Genomic DNA, 22732 nt, shown 5'->3' with positions numbered 1-22732 from the left:
TACCGCTTATTATATCTTCTGCCGGATATAATTTCAAGCCCCATTGCAAGTATTTGTGCCCAGACAGAGACCGCCTCTACCGGGTCATCATCTCCAGGATCTCCAGGGAGCGGAACACATGGCGGATGAAATATCGTCTGGCATTTTCCACCTCCCGCTCAAATTCAGCCTCTGCCTCCGGCTTGAGCACAAACGTGTACAGACTCCCCAGGGGAGAATACACTACAAACTCCCATGCATAGGCACAGGACTCTGACACCCTTCCCTCCGGCTTTTCCGTATATTCTCCGTTGATCACCATGGCCTTCAGTTCAAAAATGCGCCGGATCAGCCGGTTGGGGATGGCAGGCTTTAAAAGGGCCTTTAAGGTCTGGTATACCAGTGTGAGAAGCTCCGTGCCGTCCATGTTTTCCTGGGCCAGATAGGAAGCCATTTCCAGAAAATAGGCGCCATAGCAGGCTCCCTCCATATCAGCAGAGAGCTCGTCAAAGTAACTGGCCGGCCTGGCGCTCTGAAGGGTATAGGCGGAACGGCCCTCAAAGACAGTAAATGTTCCGAAAACAAAGGGCCTTGTCACAGCCATCAGAGGGTTTCCCGGCCTTCTGGCTCCATGAGCAAAGGCTGTGATTTTTCCCCGCTCCCTGGTTAAAAGCACGACTCTCCGGTCCGCCTCCCCAAAGGCTGCTGAAAGCAGAACCATCCCCGTCACGCTAACCGCTTCTCTCACCGTTATGCTCTCCCCTTATACGTCCTTTTTGTCATAGCCGTAATTCTTCATATACAGCTCGCTGTCTCTCCACTCCTTGCGGACCTTCACCCAAAGCTGCAGATTCACCTTCATTTCCAGCATGGCTTCGATTTCTTTTCTGGCGTCGGTTCCGATTCTCTTTAACATGGATCCGCCCTTTCCAATGATGATGCCCTTGTGAGAATCCCGCTCGCAGACAATGCTGGCCTCAATATCCATGATTTTGTTTCCTCTCTCCCGCATCTTCTCAATGGTCACGGCAATGCCGTGAGGGATCTCATCATTTAAAAGGCGCAGCGCCTTCTCCCGAATCAGTTCTGACGCGATCTGGCGCATAGGCTGATCCGTCACGGTATCCTCATCATAGAACATGGGGCCGTAAGGCAGATACTTGAAAAGAAGATCCAGCAATAGATCCGTATTTTTCTCCTTCAGCGCGGAAAGAGGTACGATCTCCGCAAAATCGCAGACATCCTTATAGGCGTCTATGAAGGTAAGAATCTCCTCCTGCTTCTTTAATGTGTCAATCTTGTTGATCACCAGGATCACTGGGGTCTTTACCTTTGACAGCTGCTCTGCAATGTGGCGCTCACCGGCCCCGATGAAGGTGGTTGGTTCCACCAGCCAGAGGATCACATCCACCTCCTTTAAGGTGTGCTCCGCCACATCCACCATATATTCGCCAAGCTTGTTCTTTGCCTTGTGGATACCGGGGGTATCCAGAAAAATGATCTGACCTCTTTCATCTGTATATACGGTCTGGATCCGGTTGCGGGTCGTCTGAGGCTTGTCGGAGGTAATGGCAATCTTTTGTCCGATCAGGTGGTTCATCAGAGTGGATTTTCCCACATTCGGACGGCCGACCAGGGTCACAAAGCCTGATTTCTTCTGTACATTTTCTTCCATATCTGTCTGCTCCTGCTCTCGTTTCTGTGTTAGTGATAAAGGTTCTTCACTTCCCCGAAGAGTTCCTTTTCATTCATAATCTGCTGCTCGTTTCCAATGGCGCACAGAGCCCCTGTCTGCAGCGCGGCTTCTAACTGCTCTGCCAGCGCCCGGATATCCTCCTGGGTCACATCCAGGATCTGATCTCTCTCCTTCTGAACCATCTCATCTGTGATGCCGGACAGCCATGCCCCCAGATTTCTTGCCCCCTTTGCGGAAGGGTTCAAAGGCGCATCCAGTTCGCTGAAGGCTCCAATCACATATTTTGTCATATCCCGGTCATCAATAGAAAATGTTTTCAGATACTCCGGGATTCCCTCGTAGACTGCATTGGTTGCCCCCAGATTCGGATCACGGTAGGATACCAGCGTAGCATCCCCGTTTCTCCCAAAGCTGCTCATGCAGCCGTAGGCTCCGCCCTTTACTCTGAGATTCAGCCACAGATATTCATAGTTTAAGATCACCTTTAATACCTTAAACGCCCCGGTGTAGGGAAGTCCGGCAAAGGTGCCGCACCGCGCCATATAGTTGACCTGAGAGGCTGTCTTAAAGCCCTCGTTCATAAGCTGCGGCTGAAATTCATACGGATAACGTACTCCGTCTCCGGCCGGAAGGGACGCCTTAAAGGCTGCCAGTGCTCCCGGAAGCCGCTTATATCCCTGCTCATCTGCAGTGTAGCTGACGATCATATTTCCTGCGGTGAACAGCCGTGAGGCCACAGCCCTGAGCTTTCTGATCAGTTCTTTACGATATCCTTCTTCCTGACTGCAGCGTTTTACCACGTCTTCCAGAAATTGGTAAAATCCAATTCCGCCGGTGCGGTCATAGAAGGATGACAGGGGAGAATAATATGAGGCTGCCCTCATGGCCGCCGAGCTGTGAGAGCCGTTTTCCAGACGCATCCTGGCTCTGGAAAGCGTCTCATCCAAGATCTCACCCAGCCGCTTCTCATCCTCCAGTTTTGACCGCAGAAGGATCTCCTCTAATATCTCAAAGGCAAAATCCAGCTTTTCATAAAGCACCTTCACGCTGGCGTTAAAGGTTCCCTTAAAGTTTCCAGGCTCTCCGGCCTTCTGGCTTGCGCCTACGGAGAAATCAAGACCTCCGCTGTTTAGATAAATCTCGCTGGTCAGATCACTGTAGCTGTACTTCTTTGTATCCACATACCCCAGCACGGACTTTAAAAGACCTGCGTAGGGAATATCCTCAACAGGAAGCACGGAGATATCAAACAGCACCTTTAAATAGCCGATCCCGGAGGTAAAGAGAGGACTGTGAACCACATTGACGCCGCTTTCCTCTTTTATTTCATAGGAAAACGGCTCTGCTTTCCGCTCAATATCCTCTCTCTGGAGCATGGGTATTTTTTCCAGATCCTCCTGGGAGGACGGCTCTTCCTGATAGGCTTTCAGCTCCTTTGTGCTGCGCACAATCCGCTCTCGCTCCTCCTCTGTCAGAGAAGCCCGAAGGATTTCCAGTTTCTCTGCCAGAGCCTGATCCTCCCTGGCAGTCTGATCTACGCTGGGGCTTACGATAATGCAGGCCTCATGGGGATTATCCAGCAGGTATCTGCGGATCAGATCCTCAAAATATCCTTCCCCGGCTGCCTTCTTTAAGAAATCAAAAGTTTTCTGATACTGGAGATGAAGCATGGGATCTCCATCATAAAGCCAGCTGTCCATCGACCAGAGACCATACATCAGCCCCTTGGGCGCAGACCCATAGTCCGCCTCCCGGTAACGGAATTCGTAGTAATTCAAACCTGCCAGCAGGCTCTTTTTATCAATGCCCTGATCTGCCAGACGGCGAAGGGTTCCCTTGATCACAGAAAGAAATTCCCCCTTCTGATCCCGCTCTGCATTCTTTGCAATCACGGAAAAACAGGGCTGAAGAATCCCGTTGTCATATCCTCCCAGGATATCCTGGCCAATATGGGCATCAATCAACGCCTGTTTTAAGGGCGCGCCCGGAGCATCGATCAGTGTATATTCCAGAATCTGAAACGCCACATAAAGCTCTGGATCCAGATCCGTTCCCACCACGGTATTCAAAGACAGATAGGTTCGCCCATTGACGCCCTCCTCCGCCGTGACAGAATAGGTAATCTCCCGCTCTATGGGTTCCTTAAAAGCCTCCTGCATGGGAATCCGGGAATCCAGGGTAAAATCGGCTCTGTCGTATTTTGACAGGTATGCCTCATCCAGCCATGCCAGTTTCTCCGCCATATCCATGTTTCCGTAAAGGTAAATATAGCTGTTGGCCGGATGGTAGTAATTTTTGTGAAACTCAATAAACTGCTCATAGGTCAGCTCCGGAATCCGGGCCGGATCACCGCCGGACTCATTGCGGTAAGGGGTGTCCGGGAAAAGGACGGCTCTTGTATACCGGTCCAGCACGCTTTCCGGCGAGGAAAAGGCGCCCTTCATCTCATTATACACCACCCCGTTGATGGTAAGGGGATCCTGCAGGGAAGCCATTTCATAGTGCCAGCCCTCCTGGAGAAAAATCTTCGGCTCTCGGTAGATGGAAGGGTGGAGTACTCCGTCCAGATACACGTCCATGAGATTCTGAAAGTCCCGGTCATTGCAGCTGGCTACGGGATATACCGTTTTGTCCGGGTAGGTCATCGCATTTAAAAAGGTATTTAAAGAGCCCTTGACCAGTTCTACGAAGGGATCCTTGACCGGAAACTTGTCGGAGCCTTCCAGCACACTGTGCTCCAAGATATGAGGCAGACCTGTGCTGTCTGCCGGCGGAGTTCTAAAGCCGATGGAAAATACCTTATTATCATCCTCGCAGCTCATTAAAAAAATCCGAGCACCGCTTTTTTTATGCTCCAGCACTATTCCTGCGCAATCCATTTCCTCTACCAGGCGTTCATCTGTCAGACGGTACTGAGGGAGCGCCTTTACCCTGCTTATCATTTCATTGTCAGTCATTTGAGTCCTCCTTACCTTTGCCCTGTGAGGGCTTTCTCATATTTTTGCAGGGCAGGCATCATGTAAACCTCCTGCCTCTGCATCCCATTCCTCTCTTACATATTTCCCATCAGCCTGTCTTTTATGATAGACGCGCATTCTCTGACGCAAAGATGAACAAAAAGCACAGGATCCGACTGGGCGCTGATGCCGTATACATGGGAAAAACCCCATTTTTTTGCAATCATCCTCGCCCGGAACACATGGAAACTGCTGGTGAGAACGCCGATCTCCATGGGCTTGTCATCGACCACCAGGTAATTTCCCCCATTCCTTTTAAACAGTGCCTCCGGCCCCTGTTGCCTCTTTTCCCGCTCCTCCCGTTCCAGGCGCAGCTTGTCCCGGTGGCGCTCAATAACCACCTTGCTGTATGCAATATTTTCCACCGTGCTGGCCGATCGGTCCTCCAGCAGAAGCTGCTCCGGCCGGACGCCGTTGTAGACCAGGTACTGATACATGGCCTGGGCCTCACTGACTGGCTCATCTTTTCCCTTCCCGCCGGAGAGAACCAGATAGGTGTCAGGATTCTTCTGAGCATAGTCAATGGCACGATCCAGCCTCTTTTTCAGGGAATCGCTGATGGTATGCTCCTTTACTCTGGCCCCCAGGACGATGACATAATCCAGTCCCGGCTCCTGAGGAGACGCCGCGCCCAGGAACACAAGAAAGCAGAGAAGGGCCATCGTAATAACTCCGGCCACGCAGGTGGTGACGATGCTTACCGGCACCCATCCCGGAATACGGATCATATTCCGGCTGTAATACCATTTTCCATAGACAAGAAATACGAGAAGGGCCGCAAAAAACAGCCATATAAAAGCAAAGGAGGTTCCTATGCCGGCATAAACCACAATGATCACAAAATAAACCGTACACGCCGCCGCAAGGGCAAGCAGGATCCCATCTACCATATCCGCTGCCTCCAGTCTTTACAGGGAGCCTTTATGGCTCCGCCTTCTTTCTCAGGATGTCATAAACCTCAGCCGGCTGATCCAGCTCTGCCCAGAGGATCTGCTTGGGATGGGGTGCGCTCTCCTGAGCGTTGCCCTCTGTATCACAGATGCCCTTTACCAGAGCCTCCACATTTCTGCCGTCCGGTTTCATGATTTCAATTGTATCACCTACAAAGAATTTGTTTTTCTGCTCGATTCGGATCCGGCAGCCCACTGCCTCCTCTACCGTACCAAGGTAGGTGTAATTCTTTACATAGGTGTTGCTGTCATAGATCTGGGCATCGGTTCCCGGCTTTCCATAGTAAAAGCCTGTGGTGAACTCACGGTATGTGCATTTTCCAATTTCTTCCTTGTACCACTCCATGTTCTTCTCATAGAGGGAGGGATCCTTCTTATAGTCATCGATGGCTTTCCTGTAGGTTCTTGCCACGGTTGCCACATAAAGAGCCGTTTTCATGCGTCCTTCGATCTTAAGGCTGTCGATTCCCGCAAGAATCAGTTCCGGGATATGCTCTATCATGCACAGATCCTTGGAATTGAAAATGTAGGTTCCACGCTCGTTTTCATAGACAGGCATATATTCTCCTGGTCTTGTCTCCTCCACAATAGAATACTTCCACCGGCAGGGATGCGTGCAGGCGCCCTGGTTGGCGTCGCGGCCCGTAAAGAAATTGCTTAACAGGCATCTTCCTGAGTAGGAAATGCACATGGCTCCGTGGATAAAGCTTTCAATCTCCATATCCTCTGGAATATGGGCGCGGATTTCCCGAATCTCCTCCAGAGAGAGCTCTCTTGCAGAAACCACCCGTTTAGCTCCCAGCTGGTGCCAGAACAGATAGGTGCCGTAATTTGTATTGTTGGCCTGGGTGCTTACATGAAGCTCCATATCAGGCAGGATTCGTCTCGCGATGGCGAAGATGCCGGGATCCGAGATAATCAGGGCATCCGGCTTAACCTCTTTTAATTCTTCAAAATAAGCCTCTACCCCCGGCAGGTCCTCATTGTGCGCCAGAATATTGGCAGTCACATAGACTTTAACCCCCCGTTCATGGGCAAAGGCAATTCCTTCTTTCATTTCTTCTTTGGAAAAATTATGCGCTTTGGCCCGGAGGCCAAATACTTCTCCGCCGATGTATACGGCATCTGCTCCATAGATTACAGCAGTCTTTAACACATCCAGACTGCCTGCCGGTATCAGCAGTTCTGTTTCTCTCATATCGTTCTCCTATCTTACCTTTGTACTGACGGTAACGCCGTCTCCAATGGGGATTACCGCTGTCTCAAGCTGCTGCGTATGCTTCAGCTGATACAGGTATTCCCGCATCCGGCTGTGGATGGTGCGGTTTCTGCGCTGTACGGCGAACCGTGATTCAACGATATCACCATCTTGAAGCACATTGTCAGAAATGAGCACACCACCCTCTGGCATCAGCTTTAATACCAGAGGAAGCCAGTTAAGATACTGTCCCTTGGCAGCGTCCATGAATACCAGGTCAAACAGGCGGCCCTGATCCGCCAGTTCCTTTAAATGAAGATCCGCATCTCCCTCTAAAAGGGTGATCCTTTCCTCCTGTCCCGCCCGCCTGAAGTTTTCTCTGGCTATGGGCAGCCGCTTTTCGTATTTTTCAATGGTTGTGATCCGGCAGTCCTTTGGCATAACCCGGCACATCTGCAGGGCCGAATAGCCTACCGCCGTACCGATCTCCAAAATGGCCTTTGGACGCAGCGCTGCGGTCATTGTCCTTAAAAAAGCGGCCGTCTCCCGCCTTATAATGGGTACAAATCCATCCAGGGCCTCTTGTTCTATGGTTTCCAAAACCGGTCCCTGGCTTACCTCCAGGGACTGGATGTAATCTGTGATTCTGTCATTTACGATCATGTCTATTCCTCTGCATCCTCGATCCAGCCGCCGTACTCCTCATCCTCCTGATATGCCTCTGACGAAGAGTCTGTCTTGTCCCCCTTCTTCTCAGAAGCAAAAGATTCCGTTTCCCCGGAGCCAGCGCGCTTAGACTGGTTATTGGCCCCGGCCTTCTGATTCTGGCTGCTTTCTGTGCCGGCTGCGGCAGAACTGCTGTCGTCCTTTGCCTGTGAAGCCTTTCCCGTCTGCACAGATGTCTCCTCGTTGCCTTCCCTGTCCTCCGGTTCTGTGTTCAGTTCCTGAAGGATCTCCTTAGATGTCATGGAGGTGTTTAACTCATAGGTTCCGGGATAAATGTTCCCATAATCATAAAAACGGCTCTGAAACTGGAAGGCAAATTCATTCTTGATCAGGCCTTTTTTCTTAAGCTCTCCAGCCACCTTTTCCACTGTTTCTTTGTCCTTTACCACAAAGGTAATATTCCGTCCGGGAGCCGCCTCAGCGGCTTCGGCATAAAAGATCTCATGGCCAAAGGCAAAGCCTCTGACCACCGCTTCATATAAGAGCAGGACAAGCAGGGCCAGCACCATCAGCTTGATGGAAATGGTGATAATGGCTGTGGTTATCCTGTTGATCTCCCTGGTCCGTCTGCTCATGGCGCACCTCCTTATACTGCTTCTTTCTGGCCGCTGCCCTTATCTGTCCTATACTTCCATGATAATCGGCAGGATCATGGGACTGCGCTTCATGCGCTTCCACAAAAATTCACTTAAGCTGTCCTTGATAATATTCTTGATTTTGCCCCAGTCGCTCACCCGGCGGTCCAGACAATCCTCCACCGCGTTTGCAACTATATTGTGGGCCTCCTCTAAGAGATCCTCGGACTCTCTTACATATACAAAGCCTCTGGATACGATATCTGGGCCTGAAAGCAGCTGGTTGGAGTGTTTCTCCAGTGTCAGCACTACCACGATAATGCCGTTCTGCGCCAGGTTCTGGCGATCCCGCAGAACAATGTTTCCCACATCGCCAACGCCCAGTCCGTCTACCAGGATTCCTCCCGCGGTCACATGGTCAATAACCTGGCAGCTGTCCTCATCCAGAGCCACTACATCGCCGGAATTTACCAGGATGGCATTGTCCTTGGCAACGCCCATATACTCTGCCAGCTCCTTCTGCGCTACTCTGTGGCGGAACTCTCCGTGTACCGGGATGGCAAACTTGGGATGCACCAGAGAGTAGATCAGCTTCAGATCCTCCTGGCAGGCATGGCCGGATACATGGGTATCCTGGCAGATTACCTTGGCCCCCTTGGAGGAAAGTTCGTTGATGACATTTGCCACGGCTTTTTCATTTCCAGGAATCGGGGTAGAACTTAATACTACCACATCTCCCGGCATAATGGAAACCTTCTTATGGATGCTTGCGGCCATACGCGACAGAGCTGCCATGGATTCGCCCTGGCTTCCGGTGGTAATCAGCACTGTAGATTCCGGCGGATAGTTCTTAAGCTGGTCAATATCAATAAGGGTTCCCTCAGGAATATTGATATAGCCCAGTTCGCTGGCAATATCAATGATGGTCACCATGCTGCGGCCCTCTACCACTACCTTGCGGCCGTATTTATAAGCCGTATTTACCACCTGCTGCACACGGTCTACATTGGAAGCAAAGGTAGCTACGATAATCCGACGGCTGGTATGCTCGGCAAAGATGGCGTCAAAGGTCTTTCCCACGCTGCGCTCAGACATGGTAAAACCGGATCGGGTAGCGTTGGTACTGTCTGCCATCATGGCAAGAACGCCCTTTTTGCCCAGTTCCGCAAAGCGCTGCAAATCGATGGGATCACCGAATACCGGGGTATAGTCGATCTTAAAGTCGCCTGTGTGAAGCACAATGCCTACCGGCGAGAAAATTGCAAGAGCAGAAGCGTCCTGGATGCTGTGGTTTGTCTTGATAAACTCTACTCTGAAACAGCCCAGGTTTACAGACTGACCGTGCTTCACCACACGGCGCTTGGTTGTCTTTAAGAGGTTGTGCTCCTTTAACTTATGCTCAATGAGAGCCACAGTCAGTTTCGTTCCGTAAACAGGCACGTTGACCTGCTGCAAAATATAGGGAAGCGCGCCGATATGATCCTCATGGCCGTGGGTGATCACAAAGCCCTTTACCTTGTCAATATTCTGCTTCAGATAAGACACATCCGGAATCACCAGGTCGATTCCCAGCATATCGTCTCCCGGGAAAGCAAGGCCGCAGTCTACCACGATAATGGAATCCTCATACTCAAAGGCGGTAATATTCATGCCGATCTGTTCCAGTCCGCCTAACGGAATCACTTTCAGCTTGCCTTTTCCGTCCTTTTTGGCTGTACGGGAACTGCGGCGCACTGGAGCAGCCGCAGCACCTTCATCTGCGGATTTGGCAGCGGGAAGCTGCTTCCTTCCCCCGGTCTGTCCCTGTCGGGAAGCTGCCGGACGGCGTCTGGGAGCACGCTTTGGCTGTTCCTTCTTTACAGTCTGCTCTCCCTCGTTTTCTCCTGTCAGGCTTGCCTCAGCCGTTTCTTTATTCCCTGCCTGCGCAGCCTCTTCCTTTCCCTCTGCCGCCTTTTTCGGTCTGGATGTTCTTCGCTGGGAGGGACGGCGGTTTTGCGCCCTTTTCTTTACAGGAGCCGGCGCCTCACCGTTTTCTGTTTTATTTTCCTGCCCCTGTACGGGCCTGTCCTCAAAAGAAGCTGTATTTTCCTGTTCCATTCCGTTTTCTTTCTCTTCTAAGCTCAATTCGATTCCTCCAATCTTATTTTTCAATTTCAATGTCCGCGTCTGATAACAGAGCCTCAAAAACCCCCATAACGCTGTCTAATTCCCGGTCGTCCTCTACAAACTCATACAAAGCCTCCGGTTCCTGATCCCCGGATACGTCCTTTAAAATATAGCACTCTCCGTCCTCATCCTCTGGCGCGTCTGTAACCAAAAGATAGTTCTTTCCATGGATTCTGGTTTCTTCCAGTACGGAAAATTCCACATTTTCACCATCCTCAGTGACCATGGTGATGCAGTCTGTTCTCTCTTCCATCCTATACTCCACTCTCCGCTGCATCGGCAGCCTCTTTTTCGTCCTTCTTCTCCATTGCCATGCGGTCCAGATACCCCTGGAGGATCATAGCCGCCGCAATCTGGTCTACGGATTCTTTTCTGTGTTCCCGGCGCACGCCGCTTTCCATCAGCACCCGCTCTGCGGCCACTGTAGTAAGACGCTCGTCCCAGAGCACCACGGGAAGGCCCGTTCTGCGCTCTAAGGCCGCCTTTAATTCTTCCGACTTTTTCGCGCGGTCTCCCAGGGTATTGTTCATATTCTTAGGATACCCAAGAACGATCCGTTCTACCCCGTACTCTGCCGCCAGCGTTTCGATCCTGGCAAGGGTCTGCCGCAGCTTGTTCTCATCCCTGCGCGTGATGGTCTCCACGGTCTGAGCCGTGATGCCCAGGGGATCGCAGACTGCCACTCCTACGGTTCTGGAGCCGTAATCAAGCCCCATGATTCTCATATTCAATTCCTCCAAATCTATGACGCCCGCTCCCAAACCAAAGCCGGAAACAGGCTTTTTTAAGCAGTTTAAAAAGAAGCAGAGTCTGGCTTCAGCCCAAAAGAGGCCCTGTCTCTCTGCCGTCCTTTCTCCCGCAGTATCATCATATACAATACAACGTCCACAAGGCTTCCCATACCGGAAAGCCTCAATGGACGTTGCGGCAGGAACATGGCTGTCCCATCTTCCTGTATCATACTGTCTGAATGAGGATCCTCATCCCCTTCTCATCCGTCTATTTCAGACGGGCATCAATATACACAGCCATCAGCTCTTCCAGGATCTCATCCCGCTCCACCTTCATAATCAGGCTTCTGGCACCCTTGTGGCTGGTAATGTAGGTTGGATCACCGGACATAATATAACCCACAATCTGGTTGATGGGGTTGTAGCCCTTCTCAGTGAGGGCAATATACACCTGCTCCAGCACATCGCTCACTTCCATCTTTTTGTCCTGAACAGCCTGAAAATATTGTGTTTCTCTTATATTGCCCATATCATCACGTCCTTTAAGTATTCTTTTCTATTTTACTCTATATTTTCCCATTCGGCAATAGAGTATTTTTAAGGGAAACTATTTTTTATTGAAATTGTACAGGATTCTTTTATAAATGCACCCGCAAAACCTCATCTGTTACAAATCCATCTGTCTGTACCTCGCAGATGGTTCCAGCCAGGCGGGCGCAGTCCTCTTTATTCTCTGCCGGCAGAGCCGCACGCACATACTGGGGCGTATAGCCGGTAAGGTATTCCTTTTCTCCAATTACGGTGATTTCCTCAAAAAGCACCTTTACCCTGGCATTTTTAAAGTGCTCCCTGTACTGCCTGGACATCGCCTGCTCCAGCGAAAGCAGGGCGTCGCTCCGCTGGGCCTTTACCGGTTCCGGCACCTGATCCTTCATCACAGCCGCCTTTGTCCCTTCCCGCCTGGAGTACTTAAACACGTGCATTTCGTAGAAGCGGATCCGTTCAAGATACTTTTTCGTGATCTCAAATTCCTCTTTCGTCTCCCCCGGAAATCCCACGATAACGTCCGTGGTAATGGCCGGATGCTCAAATGCCCTGCGCAGAATCCTGCACCGTTTTTCATAGTCCTCTGTGGTATAGTGGCGGTTCATCCGCTGCAGCGTCTCATCACAGCCGCTCTGGAGAGAAAGGTGAAAATGAGGGCAGAATTTCGGCAGCGCCGCCAGCGCCCCGGCAAACTCCTCCGTAATGATCCTTGGTTCCAAAGAGCCCAGGCGGATCCGCTCAAGGCCCTCTATGGCGTGTACCTCACGGATCAGGGCCAGCAGTTCCCTGTGGTTCCAGTTTCCATGACTGACTGGGTTCTCTTCCATATGCTCAATGCCGTAGGAGCTTAAGTGGATGCCCGTAAGCACAACCTCCTTATACCCCTTTGCTACCAGGCCCTTTACCTCTGCAGCCACATCCTCTCTGCTGCGGCTGCGCACTCTTCCCCTGGCATAGGGAATGATGCAGTAGCTGCAGAACTGATTGCAGCCATCCTGAACCTTGATAAAAGCCCTGGTGTGGCCGCCCAGCTGTTCCAGATGAAGGCGCTCATACTCGCGGGCATGGGCGATATCCAGCACGTAGACCTTCTCATCCTCTTCCTTTAAGTGAGCCAGACGTTCATCTAAGATATCCGCCAGTTCCGCCTTTCTGTTGTTTCCGATGATCAGATCCACACTGGCGTCCTTTTTAAGTTCCTCAGAAGCCACCTGCACGTAACAGCCTGCGGCTACTACCACCGCCTTCGGGTTCAGCTTCTTGGCCCGATGGAGCATCTGACGCGATTTGCGGTCTGCTATATTGGTAACAGAGCAGGTGTTGATGATATAAACGTCCGCCTTTTCATCAAAGGGAACGATCTCATATCCCCGTTCCACAAGCTGCTGCTGCATGGCCTCTGTCTCATAGGCATTTACTTTGCACCCCAGGTTGTGAAGGGCTGCTTTCGGCATAAAATCCGCTCCTTTCTCAGGCTTTTTTCGCCTTCTTTTTTCTATTTCAAAGTTTGTCTGTTTCTTCTTTCTTTTTTCATACAAACTAACTATTGACTTTTATCAGTCTCTCCTTTAGTATAAAATCAAACCGAACGATCATACATACCATAAGGAGGGTTCTTCAATATGAAAACAGTTCGTATTTCCTTAAATTCCATTGACAAGGTAAAATCTTTTGTAAATGATCTTGCAAAATTCGATGTGGACTTCGATCTGGTGTCCGGAAGATACGTCATCGACGCAAAGTCCATTATGGGTATCTTCAGCCTGGATCTTTCCAAGCCCATCGACTTAAATATCCACGCAGAGAGCGATGTGGAGGCTATCTTATCCACGCTTTCTCCCTACATCATCGACTGATCGGAATAAGCGCCGCCTGTTAAATCAGGCGGCGTTATTTTTTTACCAGTTTCTACTGGCAGCGGATAATCTCTGCCGTTTCCAGGGCCGTCTGAACCATATCATCAATCTTCTCCTCCAGATGACGCTCGGAATTGCGGATCACATTGAGATTCGGCTTTGTAACCGGGTGCTTTGCCACAAAAATCGTACAGCAGTCCTCAAAGGGCTGGATAGAAGTCTCATAGGTTCCGATCTTCTCAGAAACATCCACGATCTCCTGCTTGTCAAAGCCGATCACAGGACGGTATACCGGCATGGTGCATACCTCGTTTGTGGCTGCCAGGGACTGCAGTGTCTGGGAAGCCACCTGGCCGATGCTCTCTCCGGTGATCAGGCCAATGGCTCCGTTCTTTTCCGCAATCGCCTGAGCGATCCGCATCATATAGCGGCGCATAATGATCGTAAGCTCCTCATGTGGGCATTTTTCATAGATATATAACTGAATATCCGTAAAATTCACCACATGGAGATCCATAGGGCCTGCGTATCTTGCCACCAGCTTTGCCAGATCCACCACCTTCTGCTTGGCGCGGTCGCTGGTATAGGGCGGAGCGTGGAAATAAACGGCGTCAATCTTTACGCCTCTCTTTGCAATCATATAGCCGGCCACCGGGCTGTCGATGCCGCCAGAGAGAAGAAGCATGGCCTTTCCGTTGGTTCCTACCGGCATACCGCCGGGTCCGGGAATCATCAGGGAAAAGATGTTGACCTTCTGGCGTATCTCCACCCGCAAAAGCACATCCGGCTCATGGACATCCACCCGCATCTGCGGAAAGGCCTCTAAGATGGCTTCACCCATATCACGGTTGATCTGATCAGAAGAAACGGGATACTGCTTATCTCCTCTTCTTGCCACTACCTTAAAGGTAATATTCTTATCCGGGTAGATCCTGTCCATATACTCTACTACCTGTTTTTTCAGGTTCTCATAATCCTTATCATCGATCTGCACCATAGGACAGATATCAGCAATGCCAAAGACCCTCTTTAAAGCCTCAACGGCATCATCATAATCGTAATCGCCGTCAGCGGTCACATAGATACGGCCGGATTCCTTTGTAACCTCAAAGTTTCCGTCTACGTTTCCAAGGGCAAAGCGGATCTGCTTCATCAGGGCGTCCTCAAACATATACCGGTTTTTGCCCTTGGTGCCGATCTCCGCATATTTAATCAAAAATGACTGAAACTGCATGATTTACCTCTTTCTAAAAAATACTGAACGCTCCGCCCTTCCAGACCCCTGAAATAAGCGGCCTAAAAGGGATGCAAAACGGCCCGTTCTCAGGCTCTGTAATACTTTCGCAGCACGGGAAGAAGCTCCTCTAAGGCGCTGATACAGATATCTACTTCCTCTTTTGTGTTAAAAAGTCCGAAACTGAACCGGAGAGTAGAATCCAGCAGGTCCTTTTCCACGCCGATGGCCCTTAAGGTGCCGCTGATGGCCGGATGGTTGGAGGAGCAGGCAGAGCCGGAGGACACATAGATCCCCTTATCCTCCAGAGCGTGAAGAAGCACCTCGCTGCGCACGCCCTTAAAGCTTACGCTTGCAATCTGGGGGGCACCTGCGCTTTTCTTGAGGCTGTTGACTGTTACGCCCTCCAGCTCCTGAACCCGGTCAATAAAATAGTCCTTTAGCTCCGTGATCCGGGCTACTTTCCCCTTGTGATCCCGGTACATCTCCTCTGCCGCCAGTCCCAGCCCCGCAATGCCGGGAACATTTTCCGTGCCGGAGCGCAGATCCCTTTGCTGTCCCCCTCCATAAAGAAGCGGCTTTATCCTTACTTTCTCATCAATATAGAGAAAGCCCACGCCCTTTGGCCCATGGATTTTATGGCCGCTGACACTCAAAAGGTCGATCCCCTGCTTCTTGGGCCGGATCTCCATTTTACCATAGGCCTGAATGGCATCCACATGGAAAATAATGTTTTTTCCCTTTTGGTGAACCAGAGAGGCAATCTCCTCCACCGGTTCAATGGCTCCCATCTCATTATTGACATACATCACCGATACCAGAATGGTATCCGGCCGGATGGACTGCTCCAATTCTTCCAGAGAAATATGTCCCTGGCGGTCTGTATGAAGGTATGTCACCTCAAAGCCCAGTGTCTCTAAAAAAGCCAGCGGCTGATACACCGAGGCGTGTTCAATCCGAGTGCTGATAATGTGTTTTCCAGCTCTCTGACCTGCAAGAGCCGCACCGATGAGAGCCATATTGTTGGACTCCGTACCCCCGGAGGTAAAGATGATCTCTTTCTCCTTTACCTTAAGGGTTTTTGCGATCCGCATGGCAGCTTCCTTCACATACTGCTCGGCCTCCATTCCCTTTCTGTGACGGGAGGATGGATTTGCGTAATCCTCTGTCATAAGCTTTACGACCAGATCCTTTACCCCATCCAGGGCTCTGGTAGTGGCTGAATTATCAAAATATATCTCCATTACTGCTCCTCTTTTAAAATGCCCCTTCTAACTTCATCATAAGCGCTGAAAGGATGGCAAGTCCCGCTGTCTCTGTCCGCAGGATCCGTTTTCCAAGGCTTACAGGACGGACGCCATGCTCCAGGGCCAGCTTTATCTCGCTTTCATCAAACCCGCCTTCCGGGCCGATAAAGACAGCAATGGACTGGCCAGAAGATACCTGAGCCAGAGCCTCTTTCATGGTTTCCATGCCCTGCGCCTGTTCATAAGGGATCAGGCACAGATCAAAGCCCTGCTCTTTTATGAATCCAAAAGCTTCTTTGAGAGACATCACCGTCTCCACACTGGGAATCCGGCTGCGCTTAGACTGCTTGGCCGCGCTTTCGGCAATGGACTGCCAGCGTTTGCGCTTTGACTGGGCTTTTTTCTCATCCAGGCGAACCACCGCATTTTTCGTGGCTACCGGCACAACGGCCTCCGCTCCCAGTTCCACTGCCTTCTGGATGATGAACTCCAGCTTATCGGCCTTTGGAAGACCTTGAAAAAGCCAGATGCGGGACGGCAGTTCCATCTGACTGCAAAACGCCTGGCAGATCCTTACCACAGCCCGGTCTGCTTCCAGCCGTTCTATCTCACACTGGTAATCGTTTCCTGTGCCATCGCTGACCAAAAGGGCCTCTCCCGGCTTCATGCGGAGCACATTCTTCATATGGTTTACATCCGGCCCGGTGATAGTGACTGTGTCCTCTGCCACCTGGGACGGATCGGCAAAAAAATGATGCATGGTCTTACTTCTTTCTGGCTGTGACGGATACCCAGTCGCCCTGATATGTAATCTCGATGACCTCCAGCTCATCATTGGCTGCGAAAGCGGCCTTAACTGCCTCTTCCTTCATATTGATAATGCCGGAGGTAATAAAATAGCCTCCCTTTTTCAGATGGGCCGGGATCTCATTTACGAGAAGGATAATCACATCTGCAAGGATATTCGCCACTGCGATGTCGTATTTTCCATATCCGGCCCAGTCCTTGACTGCGGGATCGTCAATAATATTTCCCTGAAGTACATGGAAACATTCATTTGAAATGCCGTTAGCCTCCAGATTCTCTCCTACGGCGGTAATGGCATTCTCATCCAGATCCGTTCCCCAAACCTCCTTTGCCCCCAGCTTTAAGGCAGTGATGCCCAGGATGCCGCTTCCTGTACCTACGTCCAGGATTTTGGCCTCGCTGTGAACGTGCTTTTCCAGCTGACGGATGCACAGCTGGGTCGTCTCGTGCATACCGGTGCCGAAAGCGGTTCCGGGATCGATCTGAACCAGCAGCTTATCCTTATGCTCCTCAGGAATGGTCTCCCAGGTAGGCTTAATCAGAATATTATCTACGGTAAATGGCTTAAAATACTGCTTCCAGTTATTGATCCAGTCCTTATCCTCGGTCTCGGAGGCAGCGATGGAACGGGCACCCAGGTCTGTAAACAGTTCCAGTTCATCCAGTCCCTCGTTGACCTTTCTCAGCATTTCCTCTACATCTGCATCATCGTCCAAGTAAAAGCTTACCTTTGCCACGCCCTCGTCCGGCGGAAGCTCCGGAAGGATGTCGATGAACATTCCCTTTGTCTCTTTTTCCGTCAGAGGGATATTATCCTCAATCTCAATGCCCTCAATGCCAATATCGTCAAACATACTGCTGACCAGATCTACGGCCTCGGTGGTGGTTGTTAGTGTAAATTTTTTCCATTTCATAAGAATATTCTCCTGTTCAAACAGAGCGCTGCTTCCAGCTGTCTTCCCGCAGGAAAGCCGCTCCTTCTTTGAAGTTTCTGCAGCAACAGTTACCAATGGCCGGAATCTGCACACGCCTCCTGCACACACTCAGTTTCCGCTGAGTATCCTTATAAACAGGATCGCCAGTACGAGAAGAACCATGGGGCGGACGATCCTGTGTCCATCATGGACAACCAGACCGGCTCCCAGATAATGGCCCGCCACGGAGCAGACAGCGGCGGCGGCTCCCAGAGTGTAGCACACGTTTCCTGTAAGAATAAAGGTAACAAAAGCGGATACGTTGGAGGACAGATTGATGACCTTTGTCTGAGCTGCGGCGGTACGCATATCCAGACGGGCCGCTCCCGTAAACACCAGGATAAGAAACGTACCGGTGCCAGGGCCGTAAAAACCGTCATAAGCGCCGATTATAAAAGAAGCGGCTATGGAAATCAGACCGACCTGCCTCTTTGAGACAGTTCCGTTTTTTTCATTTTCACCCATATTTTTATTGCGGAGCACATAGTAGGCGACAATGGGCAAAATCACAATCATCATGTGCTTGATCACAGAATCCGGTACGCGAAGGGCAATATGGGCTCCCAGCACGGAACCGGTCATGGCAAAAACGGCCGAAATCCCGGCAATGACCATTTTTCCTTTTAAATATCCATGTTTCAGCAGGCGGGCCGTGGACACCAGCGTACCAATGGTAGAACTCATCTTGTTGGTTCCAAGCGCCATATAGGCCGGAACCCCTGCAATCAGATAACCCGGCAGGGAAATCAGGCCGCCTCCGCCGGCAATGGAGTCTACCAGACCGGCCAAAAATACCAGCGGGCAGACAATCAGATACTGTATCAATGTTTACGTCCTCGTTTCTCTCGGTCCGGCATTTTCAGCCTTTCCGTCCTAAAGCAACCTATATATTATCACAGAAAATAGGCACTGGCAATAAGAGGCAAATTTTTTTTGCAATAAAACAGGGCCGCTGTGCATTAACTTTATGAACGGATGAGACAAAAGAAAAATTTGAACCCGCTGTCCCGGAAACATTCATACGAAACCGATTATGAAATTCCGACTGCATTACACTCCATCACACATACCCGCTCCGGCGGGAACGGGCGCGGCGCGGATAGAAAGAAAAACAGAAAGAAGAAAACCCGGTATACCAGCTGTAAGCTGTATGGGACAGGCTACAAAAGATATTTCCAATCGTCAGGGGCCAGAGAGGCAAATACGTTTCTCTGGTCCTTGACTTTTTTAATTGATGAATGTACAATAATTGCATATGCAACTATTGCAATTGCCTATGATCGTACAGATATGCCGCGTTCTGTGTCATCGCAGGCAGACTGCAGTCTGTCCCCGCAGGTTTTATCCCCTGGGCAGATCGGTTGTTATCTTACTTAACCGGGAGGCTTATTTTATATGAAAGAATTTCTCTCTTACCTTCGTCCCTACCGGCGGGACGGAATCATTGCCGCCTTCTGCATCGTCGCAGAGACCGTCTTTGAGCTGGTCATTCCCCTTGTAATGGCTTCTATTGTAGATGTGGGAGTTGCAAACGGGGACCGGCATTACATTCTGGCCAAGGGGGCGCAGATGATCTTCTTCGCCCTGATCGCCCTTGTGCTTGGCCAGGGCTCGGCCATTTTTACGGCCCGCTTCGGCCAGGGACTGGGCGCCCAGCTGCGTCAGGCGGAATTTGCACGGCTGCAGGAATTTTCCTTTGCCAACACCGACCATTTCAGCGCTTCTTCCCTGGTGACCCGTCTCACCGGTGATGTGACGACCATCCAGAACGCGGTGGCTACGGGTATGCGTCCAGGGCTTCGCTCTCCTATTATGATGATCACAGCCATGACGGCCTCTTTTCTCATCAATCCCCAGCTGGCCCTTGTGTTTTTAGTGGCCGCGCCCATTCTGGCTGTGATGCTGTTCTTTATCATCAGTCATGTGCGTCCCCTTTACAGCCGGATGCAGGGAGCCATCGATCAGGTAAACCGGATCATCCAGGAAAACCTCACTGCCATCCGGGTAGTAAAATCCTATGTGCGGGGCGATTATGAAACGGAAAAATTCGACCGTGTAAATACACAGCTGCGCACCGCCTCCGAGCAGGCATTCCGGCTGGCTGCCTTAAATATGCCCGCCATGCAGTTTGTGATGTACGGCACCATCCTGGCGATCCTGTGGTTCGGCGGAAATATCCTTACCATCGGCGGCATCGGCGTCGGGGAACTTACGGGATTCTTAAGCTATGTGCTTCAGGTGTTAAACTCCCTGATGATGTTTTCCAATGTATTTTTAATGGTTACAAGAGCCATGGCATCCTGGCGCAGGATCATGGAAGTCATGCACGAGGAAATCGATATCAAAGAGGACCGTGCCAGGGATATCCGTGTGGAAGAAGGTGATATTCGCTTCGACCATGTGTCCTTTAAGTATAACAGACAAAGTTCTGAGGATGTGCTTTCCGATATTTCCCTGCACATAAAGGCAGGACAGACGGTGGGAATCATCGGACAGACAGGAGCCGCAAAAAGCACTCTGGTACAGCTGATCCCCCGGCTTTACGACGTCACCCAGGGAACGGTCTATGTAGACGGCCACCCCGTATGGGAATATCCCCTGCGGGAGCTGCGGGATTCCATTGCCGTGGTGCTCCAGAAAAACACGCTGTTTTCCGGCACGGTAAGGGATAACCTGCGCTGGGGCAAGGAGGACGCTACCGATGCACAGATCGACGAAGCCTGCCGGATCGCCTGCGCTGATGAATTTATCGGCCGTCTGGCAAATGGCTATGATACGGAACTGGGCCAGGGTGGTGTCAATGTATCCGGGGGCCAGAAACAGCGCCTCTGCATTGCCAGAGCCATTTTAAAAGCGCCGAAGGTACTGATCCTGGACGACTCCACCAGCGCGGTGGATACGGCTACCGAAGCCAGAATCCGCGAGGGGCTGGCCGGCAGCCTTCCAAAAACCACCAAAATCATCATCGCCCAGCGTATTTCCTCGGTTCTCCATGCAGATCAGATCTTTATTCTGGAGGACGGGCGGCTGGTTGGCTGCGGCACCCATGAAGAACTTCTGAAAGATAATTCCATCTATCAGGAAATCTATTATTCTCAGCAGGAAGGAGCGAATCTGTAATGGCAAAAACAGCAAATTTCAGCCGGCCAAAGAATACCCGTCGGGCTCTGGGTCAGCTGTTCGGATATCTTGGACGCCACAGGTGGTATATGTTAGCCATCGCTCTTTTGGTAGCGGTCAGCGCCATGGCAAACATTGTGGGAACCTACCTTTTAAAGCCTGTGATCAATGATTATATCCTGCCCGGCGATATACCGGGGCTGATCCGCATGATCGCGCTTATGGGCCTGATGTACCTTACCGGAGCGGTCTCCTGTCTGGCTTACAACCAGATGATGGTCCATATGTCCCAGCAGGTGGTCAGCGAGATCCGTTCTGACCTGTTTGCACACACTCAGAAACTGCCTCTGGCCTACTTTGACGCCCATACCCACGGCGAGCTTATGAGCCGTTTTACAAATGATGTGGATACTCTGACCGAGGCCTTAAACAGCAGCTTTGCCATGATGATCCAGAGCTTTATCACCATCACCGGCACCATTGCCATGCTGCTGATCTTAAGCTGGCGGCTCTCTCTCATTGTCATCTTTTTCCTGGCCTGCATGACTCTGTTCATCCGCTGCAACAGCCGCCGCAACCGGAAGTATTTTATCCAGCAGCAGCAGTGTCTTGGCAGCATCAACGGCTTTGTAGAGGAAATGGTTGCAGGTCAGAAGGTAGAGAAGGTCTTTAACCACGAGCCGCAGGATTTTGAGGAGTTCTGCCGAAGAAATGAGGCCTACAAAAATGCGGCCACCAAGGCTTTGGCCTATTCCGGCATGACAGTGCCTACGGTCGTGTCTCTTTCTTATTTTAATTATGCTGTCTCAGCCTGCGTGGGCGGCCTCTTTGCCCTGGCCGGGCTGACAGATCTGGGAACGCTGGCCTCCTATCTGGTCTATGTGCGTCAGAGCGCCATGCCTATGAACCAGTTTACCCAACAGATCAATTTCCTGCTGTCTGCCCTTTCCGGTGCGGAACGAATCTTTGATATGATGGATGAAGCCCCTGAGACAGACGAGGGAAATGTGACCCTCTGCAATGTGACCCGGGGTGAAGACGGCCAGTTACAGGAATGTGCGGAATTTACCAAGAAATTTGCATGGAAGGTGCCTTCTGACACTGCCAGACGGATCGGGCTGAACGCTGACGCCTCCCTTGGCTTTGCACTGGTGCCTTTACAGGGCGATGTCCGTTTCCACAACGTCGTGTTCGGCTATGTGCCGGGAAAGACCATTTTAAACGGGATAAGCCTCTATGCAAAGCCGGGACAGAAAATCGCTTTTGTGGGATCTACAGGAGCGGGAAAGACTACGATTATCAACCTGATTAACCGTTTCTATGAGATCAGCGAAGGTTCTATTACCTATGACGGCATTGATGTGCGCGAAATCCGAAAAGACGATCTGCGGCGGTCCCTGTCGGTGGTGATTCAGGATACCCATTTATTTACAGGAACCATTGCCGACAATATCCGTTACGGGCGGCTGGGCGCCAGCGATGAGGATGTCCGGAAAGCGGCTCAGGTAGCCAATGCACACTCCTTTATCCGGCGTCTGCCCCAGGGCTACGATACTGTGCTCCACAGCGACGGCGCTAACCTTTCCCAGGGGCAGAGACAGCTTTTGTCCATTGCCAGGGCTGCGATCTCACGGCCTCCTGTATTGATTCTGGATGAGGCAACCAGTTCCATCGATACGCGCACGGAAAAGCTCATCGAGCAGGGCATGGACGCTTTAATGGACGGACGGACAGTGTTTGTCATCGCCCATCGATTGTCCACGGTACGCCGCTCTAAGGCTATCATGGTGCTGGAACGGGGTGAGATCATAGAGCGGGGAAGCCATGAGGAACTGTTGGATCAGGAGGGACGTTATTATAAACTGTATACCGGGCAGTTTGAACTGGACTGACCGGCAGGTGGTTGGGGA

At 51.1% G+C, this 22732-nt stretch carries 20 protein-coding genes; 3 read left to right on the top strand and 17 right to left on the bottom strand.

What is annotated here, in order from left to right; all coding sequences use genetic code 11:
• Window positions 1-76: 76 nt before the first annotated feature.
• The 12 genes from recO to mtaB all read right to left on the bottom strand — a co-directional run bounded on the left by recO (window position 77) and on the right by mtaB (window position 13038).
• A complete protein-coding gene (gene recO / locus HW447_RS05075; RefSeq protein ID WP_176254238.1) occupies window positions 77-727 on the bottom strand; it encodes a DNA repair protein RecO in 651 nt (216 codons plus the stop codon).
• Window positions 728-742: 15 nt separating this feature from the next.
• On the bottom strand, window positions 743-1654 hold the full coding sequence (era, locus tag HW447_RS05070) for a GTPase Era (protein WP_176254237.1): 912 nt from the start codon (window positions 1652-1654) through the stop codon (window positions 743-745).
• Between the two features lie 29 nt (window positions 1655-1683).
• A complete protein-coding gene (locus HW447_RS05065) occupies window positions 1684-4632 on the bottom strand; it encodes an insulinase family protein (RefSeq protein ID WP_243176214.1) in 2949 nt (982 codons plus the stop codon).
• Window positions 4633-4727: 95 nt separating this feature from the next.
• The gene (locus HW447_RS05060; protein WP_176254236.1) at window positions 4728-5582 is read right to left on the bottom strand and encodes a YdcF family protein; all 855 of its coding nucleotides are present in this window, start codon (window positions 5580-5582) and stop codon (window positions 4728-4730) included.
• 31 nt (window positions 5583-5613) lie between these two features.
• A complete protein-coding gene (locus HW447_RS05055; RefSeq protein WP_176254235.1) occupies window positions 5614-6840 on the bottom strand; it encodes a peptidase U32 family protein in 1227 nt (408 codons plus the stop codon).
• A gap of 9 nt (window positions 6841-6849) precedes the next feature.
• A complete protein-coding gene (locus HW447_RS05050; RefSeq protein ID WP_176254234.1) occupies window positions 6850-7503 on the bottom strand; it encodes an O-methyltransferase in 654 nt (217 codons plus the stop codon).
• Window positions 7504-7505: 2 nt separating this feature from the next.
• Window positions 7506-8141: an endolytic transglycosylase MltG gene (locus HW447_RS05045; protein WP_176254233.1), complete on the bottom strand. Its 636-nt coding sequence runs from the start codon at window positions 8139-8141 to the stop codon at window positions 7506-7508.
• 48 nt (window positions 8142-8189) lie between these two features.
• A complete protein-coding gene (locus tag HW447_RS05040; RefSeq protein ID WP_243176213.1) occupies window positions 8190-10265 on the bottom strand; it encodes a ribonuclease J in 2076 nt (691 codons plus the stop codon).
• Between the two features lie 16 nt (window positions 10266-10281).
• A complete protein-coding gene (locus HW447_RS05035; RefSeq protein ID WP_176254232.1) occupies window positions 10282-10560 on the bottom strand; it encodes a DUF1292 domain-containing protein in 279 nt (92 codons plus the stop codon).
• A gap of 1 nt (window position 10561) precedes the next feature.
• The gene (gene ruvX / locus HW447_RS05030; protein ID WP_176254231.1) at window positions 10562-11032 is read right to left on the bottom strand and encodes a Holliday junction resolvase RuvX; all 471 of its coding nucleotides are present in this window, start codon (window positions 11030-11032) and stop codon (window positions 10562-10564) included.
• 274 nt (window positions 11033-11306) lie between these two features.
• Complete coding sequence (locus HW447_RS05025) at window positions 11307-11567, bottom strand: IreB family regulatory phosphoprotein (RefSeq protein WP_176254230.1); 261 nt, start codon at window positions 11565-11567, stop codon at window positions 11307-11309.
• 109 nt (window positions 11568-11676) lie between these two features.
• Complete coding sequence (gene mtaB, locus HW447_RS05020) at window positions 11677-13038, bottom strand: tRNA (N(6)-L-threonylcarbamoyladenosine(37)-C(2))-methylthiotransferase MtaB (RefSeq protein ID WP_176254229.1); 1362 nt, start codon at window positions 13036-13038, stop codon at window positions 11677-11679.
• Between the two features lie 168 nt (window positions 13039-13206).
• Between mtaB and HW447_RS05015 the strand changes: the two genes are divergently transcribed.
• Window positions 13207-13440: an HPr family phosphocarrier protein gene (locus HW447_RS05015; protein WP_176254228.1), complete on the top strand. Its 234-nt coding sequence runs from the start codon at window positions 13207-13209 to the stop codon at window positions 13438-13440.
• A gap of 52 nt (window positions 13441-13492) precedes the next feature.
• Here HW447_RS05015 and thiI read toward each other — a convergent pair whose 3' ends face one another.
• The 5 genes from thiI to HW447_RS04990 form a co-directional block, all read right to left on the bottom strand.
• Window positions 13493-14674 carry a tRNA uracil 4-sulfurtransferase ThiI gene (gene thiI, locus HW447_RS05010; RefSeq protein ID WP_176254227.1) on the bottom strand — a complete coding sequence of 394 codons (1182 nt, stop codon included), beginning with the start codon at window positions 14672-14674 and terminating at the stop codon, window positions 13493-13495.
• 89 nt (window positions 14675-14763) lie between these two features.
• Window positions 14764-15918 carry a cysteine desulfurase family protein gene (locus tag HW447_RS05005; protein ID WP_176254226.1) on the bottom strand — a complete coding sequence of 385 codons (1155 nt, stop codon included), beginning with the start codon at window positions 15916-15918 and terminating at the stop codon, window positions 14764-14766.
• Window positions 15919-15931: 13 nt separating this feature from the next.
• Entirely contained in the window at window positions 15932-16681 is a 750-nt protein-coding gene (locus tag HW447_RS05000) for a 16S rRNA (uracil(1498)-N(3))-methyltransferase (RefSeq protein ID WP_176254225.1), read from the bottom strand.
• A 4-nt stretch (window positions 16682-16685) separates the two neighbouring features.
• On the bottom strand, window positions 16686-17642 hold the full coding sequence (gene prmA / locus HW447_RS04995) for a 50S ribosomal protein L11 methyltransferase (protein ID WP_176254224.1): 957 nt from the start codon (window positions 17640-17642) through the stop codon (window positions 16686-16688).
• Between the two features lie 129 nt (window positions 17643-17771).
• Window positions 17772-18527 carry a sulfite exporter TauE/SafE family protein gene (locus HW447_RS04990; RefSeq protein WP_176254223.1) on the bottom strand — a complete coding sequence of 252 codons (756 nt, stop codon included), beginning with the start codon at window positions 18525-18527 and terminating at the stop codon, window positions 17772-17774.
• Between the two features lie 570 nt (window positions 18528-19097).
• Between HW447_RS04990 and HW447_RS04985 the strand changes: the two genes are divergently transcribed.
• Together HW447_RS04985 and HW447_RS04980 are read left to right on the top strand one after the other, a co-directional pair.
• Window positions 19098-20822: an ABC transporter ATP-binding protein gene (locus HW447_RS04985; RefSeq protein WP_176254222.1), complete on the top strand. Its 1725-nt coding sequence runs from the start codon at window positions 19098-19100 to the stop codon at window positions 20820-20822.
• Window positions 20822-22714, top strand: a complete 1893-nt coding sequence (locus tag HW447_RS04980; protein ID WP_176254221.1) for an ABC transporter ATP-binding protein — start codon at window positions 20822-20824, stop codon at window positions 22712-22714. The genes HW447_RS04985 and HW447_RS04980 overlap by 1 nt, the downstream gene beginning before the upstream one ends.
• Window positions 22715-22732: the final 18 nt, after the last annotated feature.

It is taken from the genome of Enterocloster alcoholdehydrogenati (assembly GCF_013282095.1).
GTDB classification, from domain to species: domain Bacteria; phylum Bacillota; class Clostridia; order Lachnospirales; family Lachnospiraceae; genus Enterocloster; species Enterocloster alcoholdehydrogenati.
This window is presented reverse-complemented; position numbering and strand designations above follow the sequence as displayed.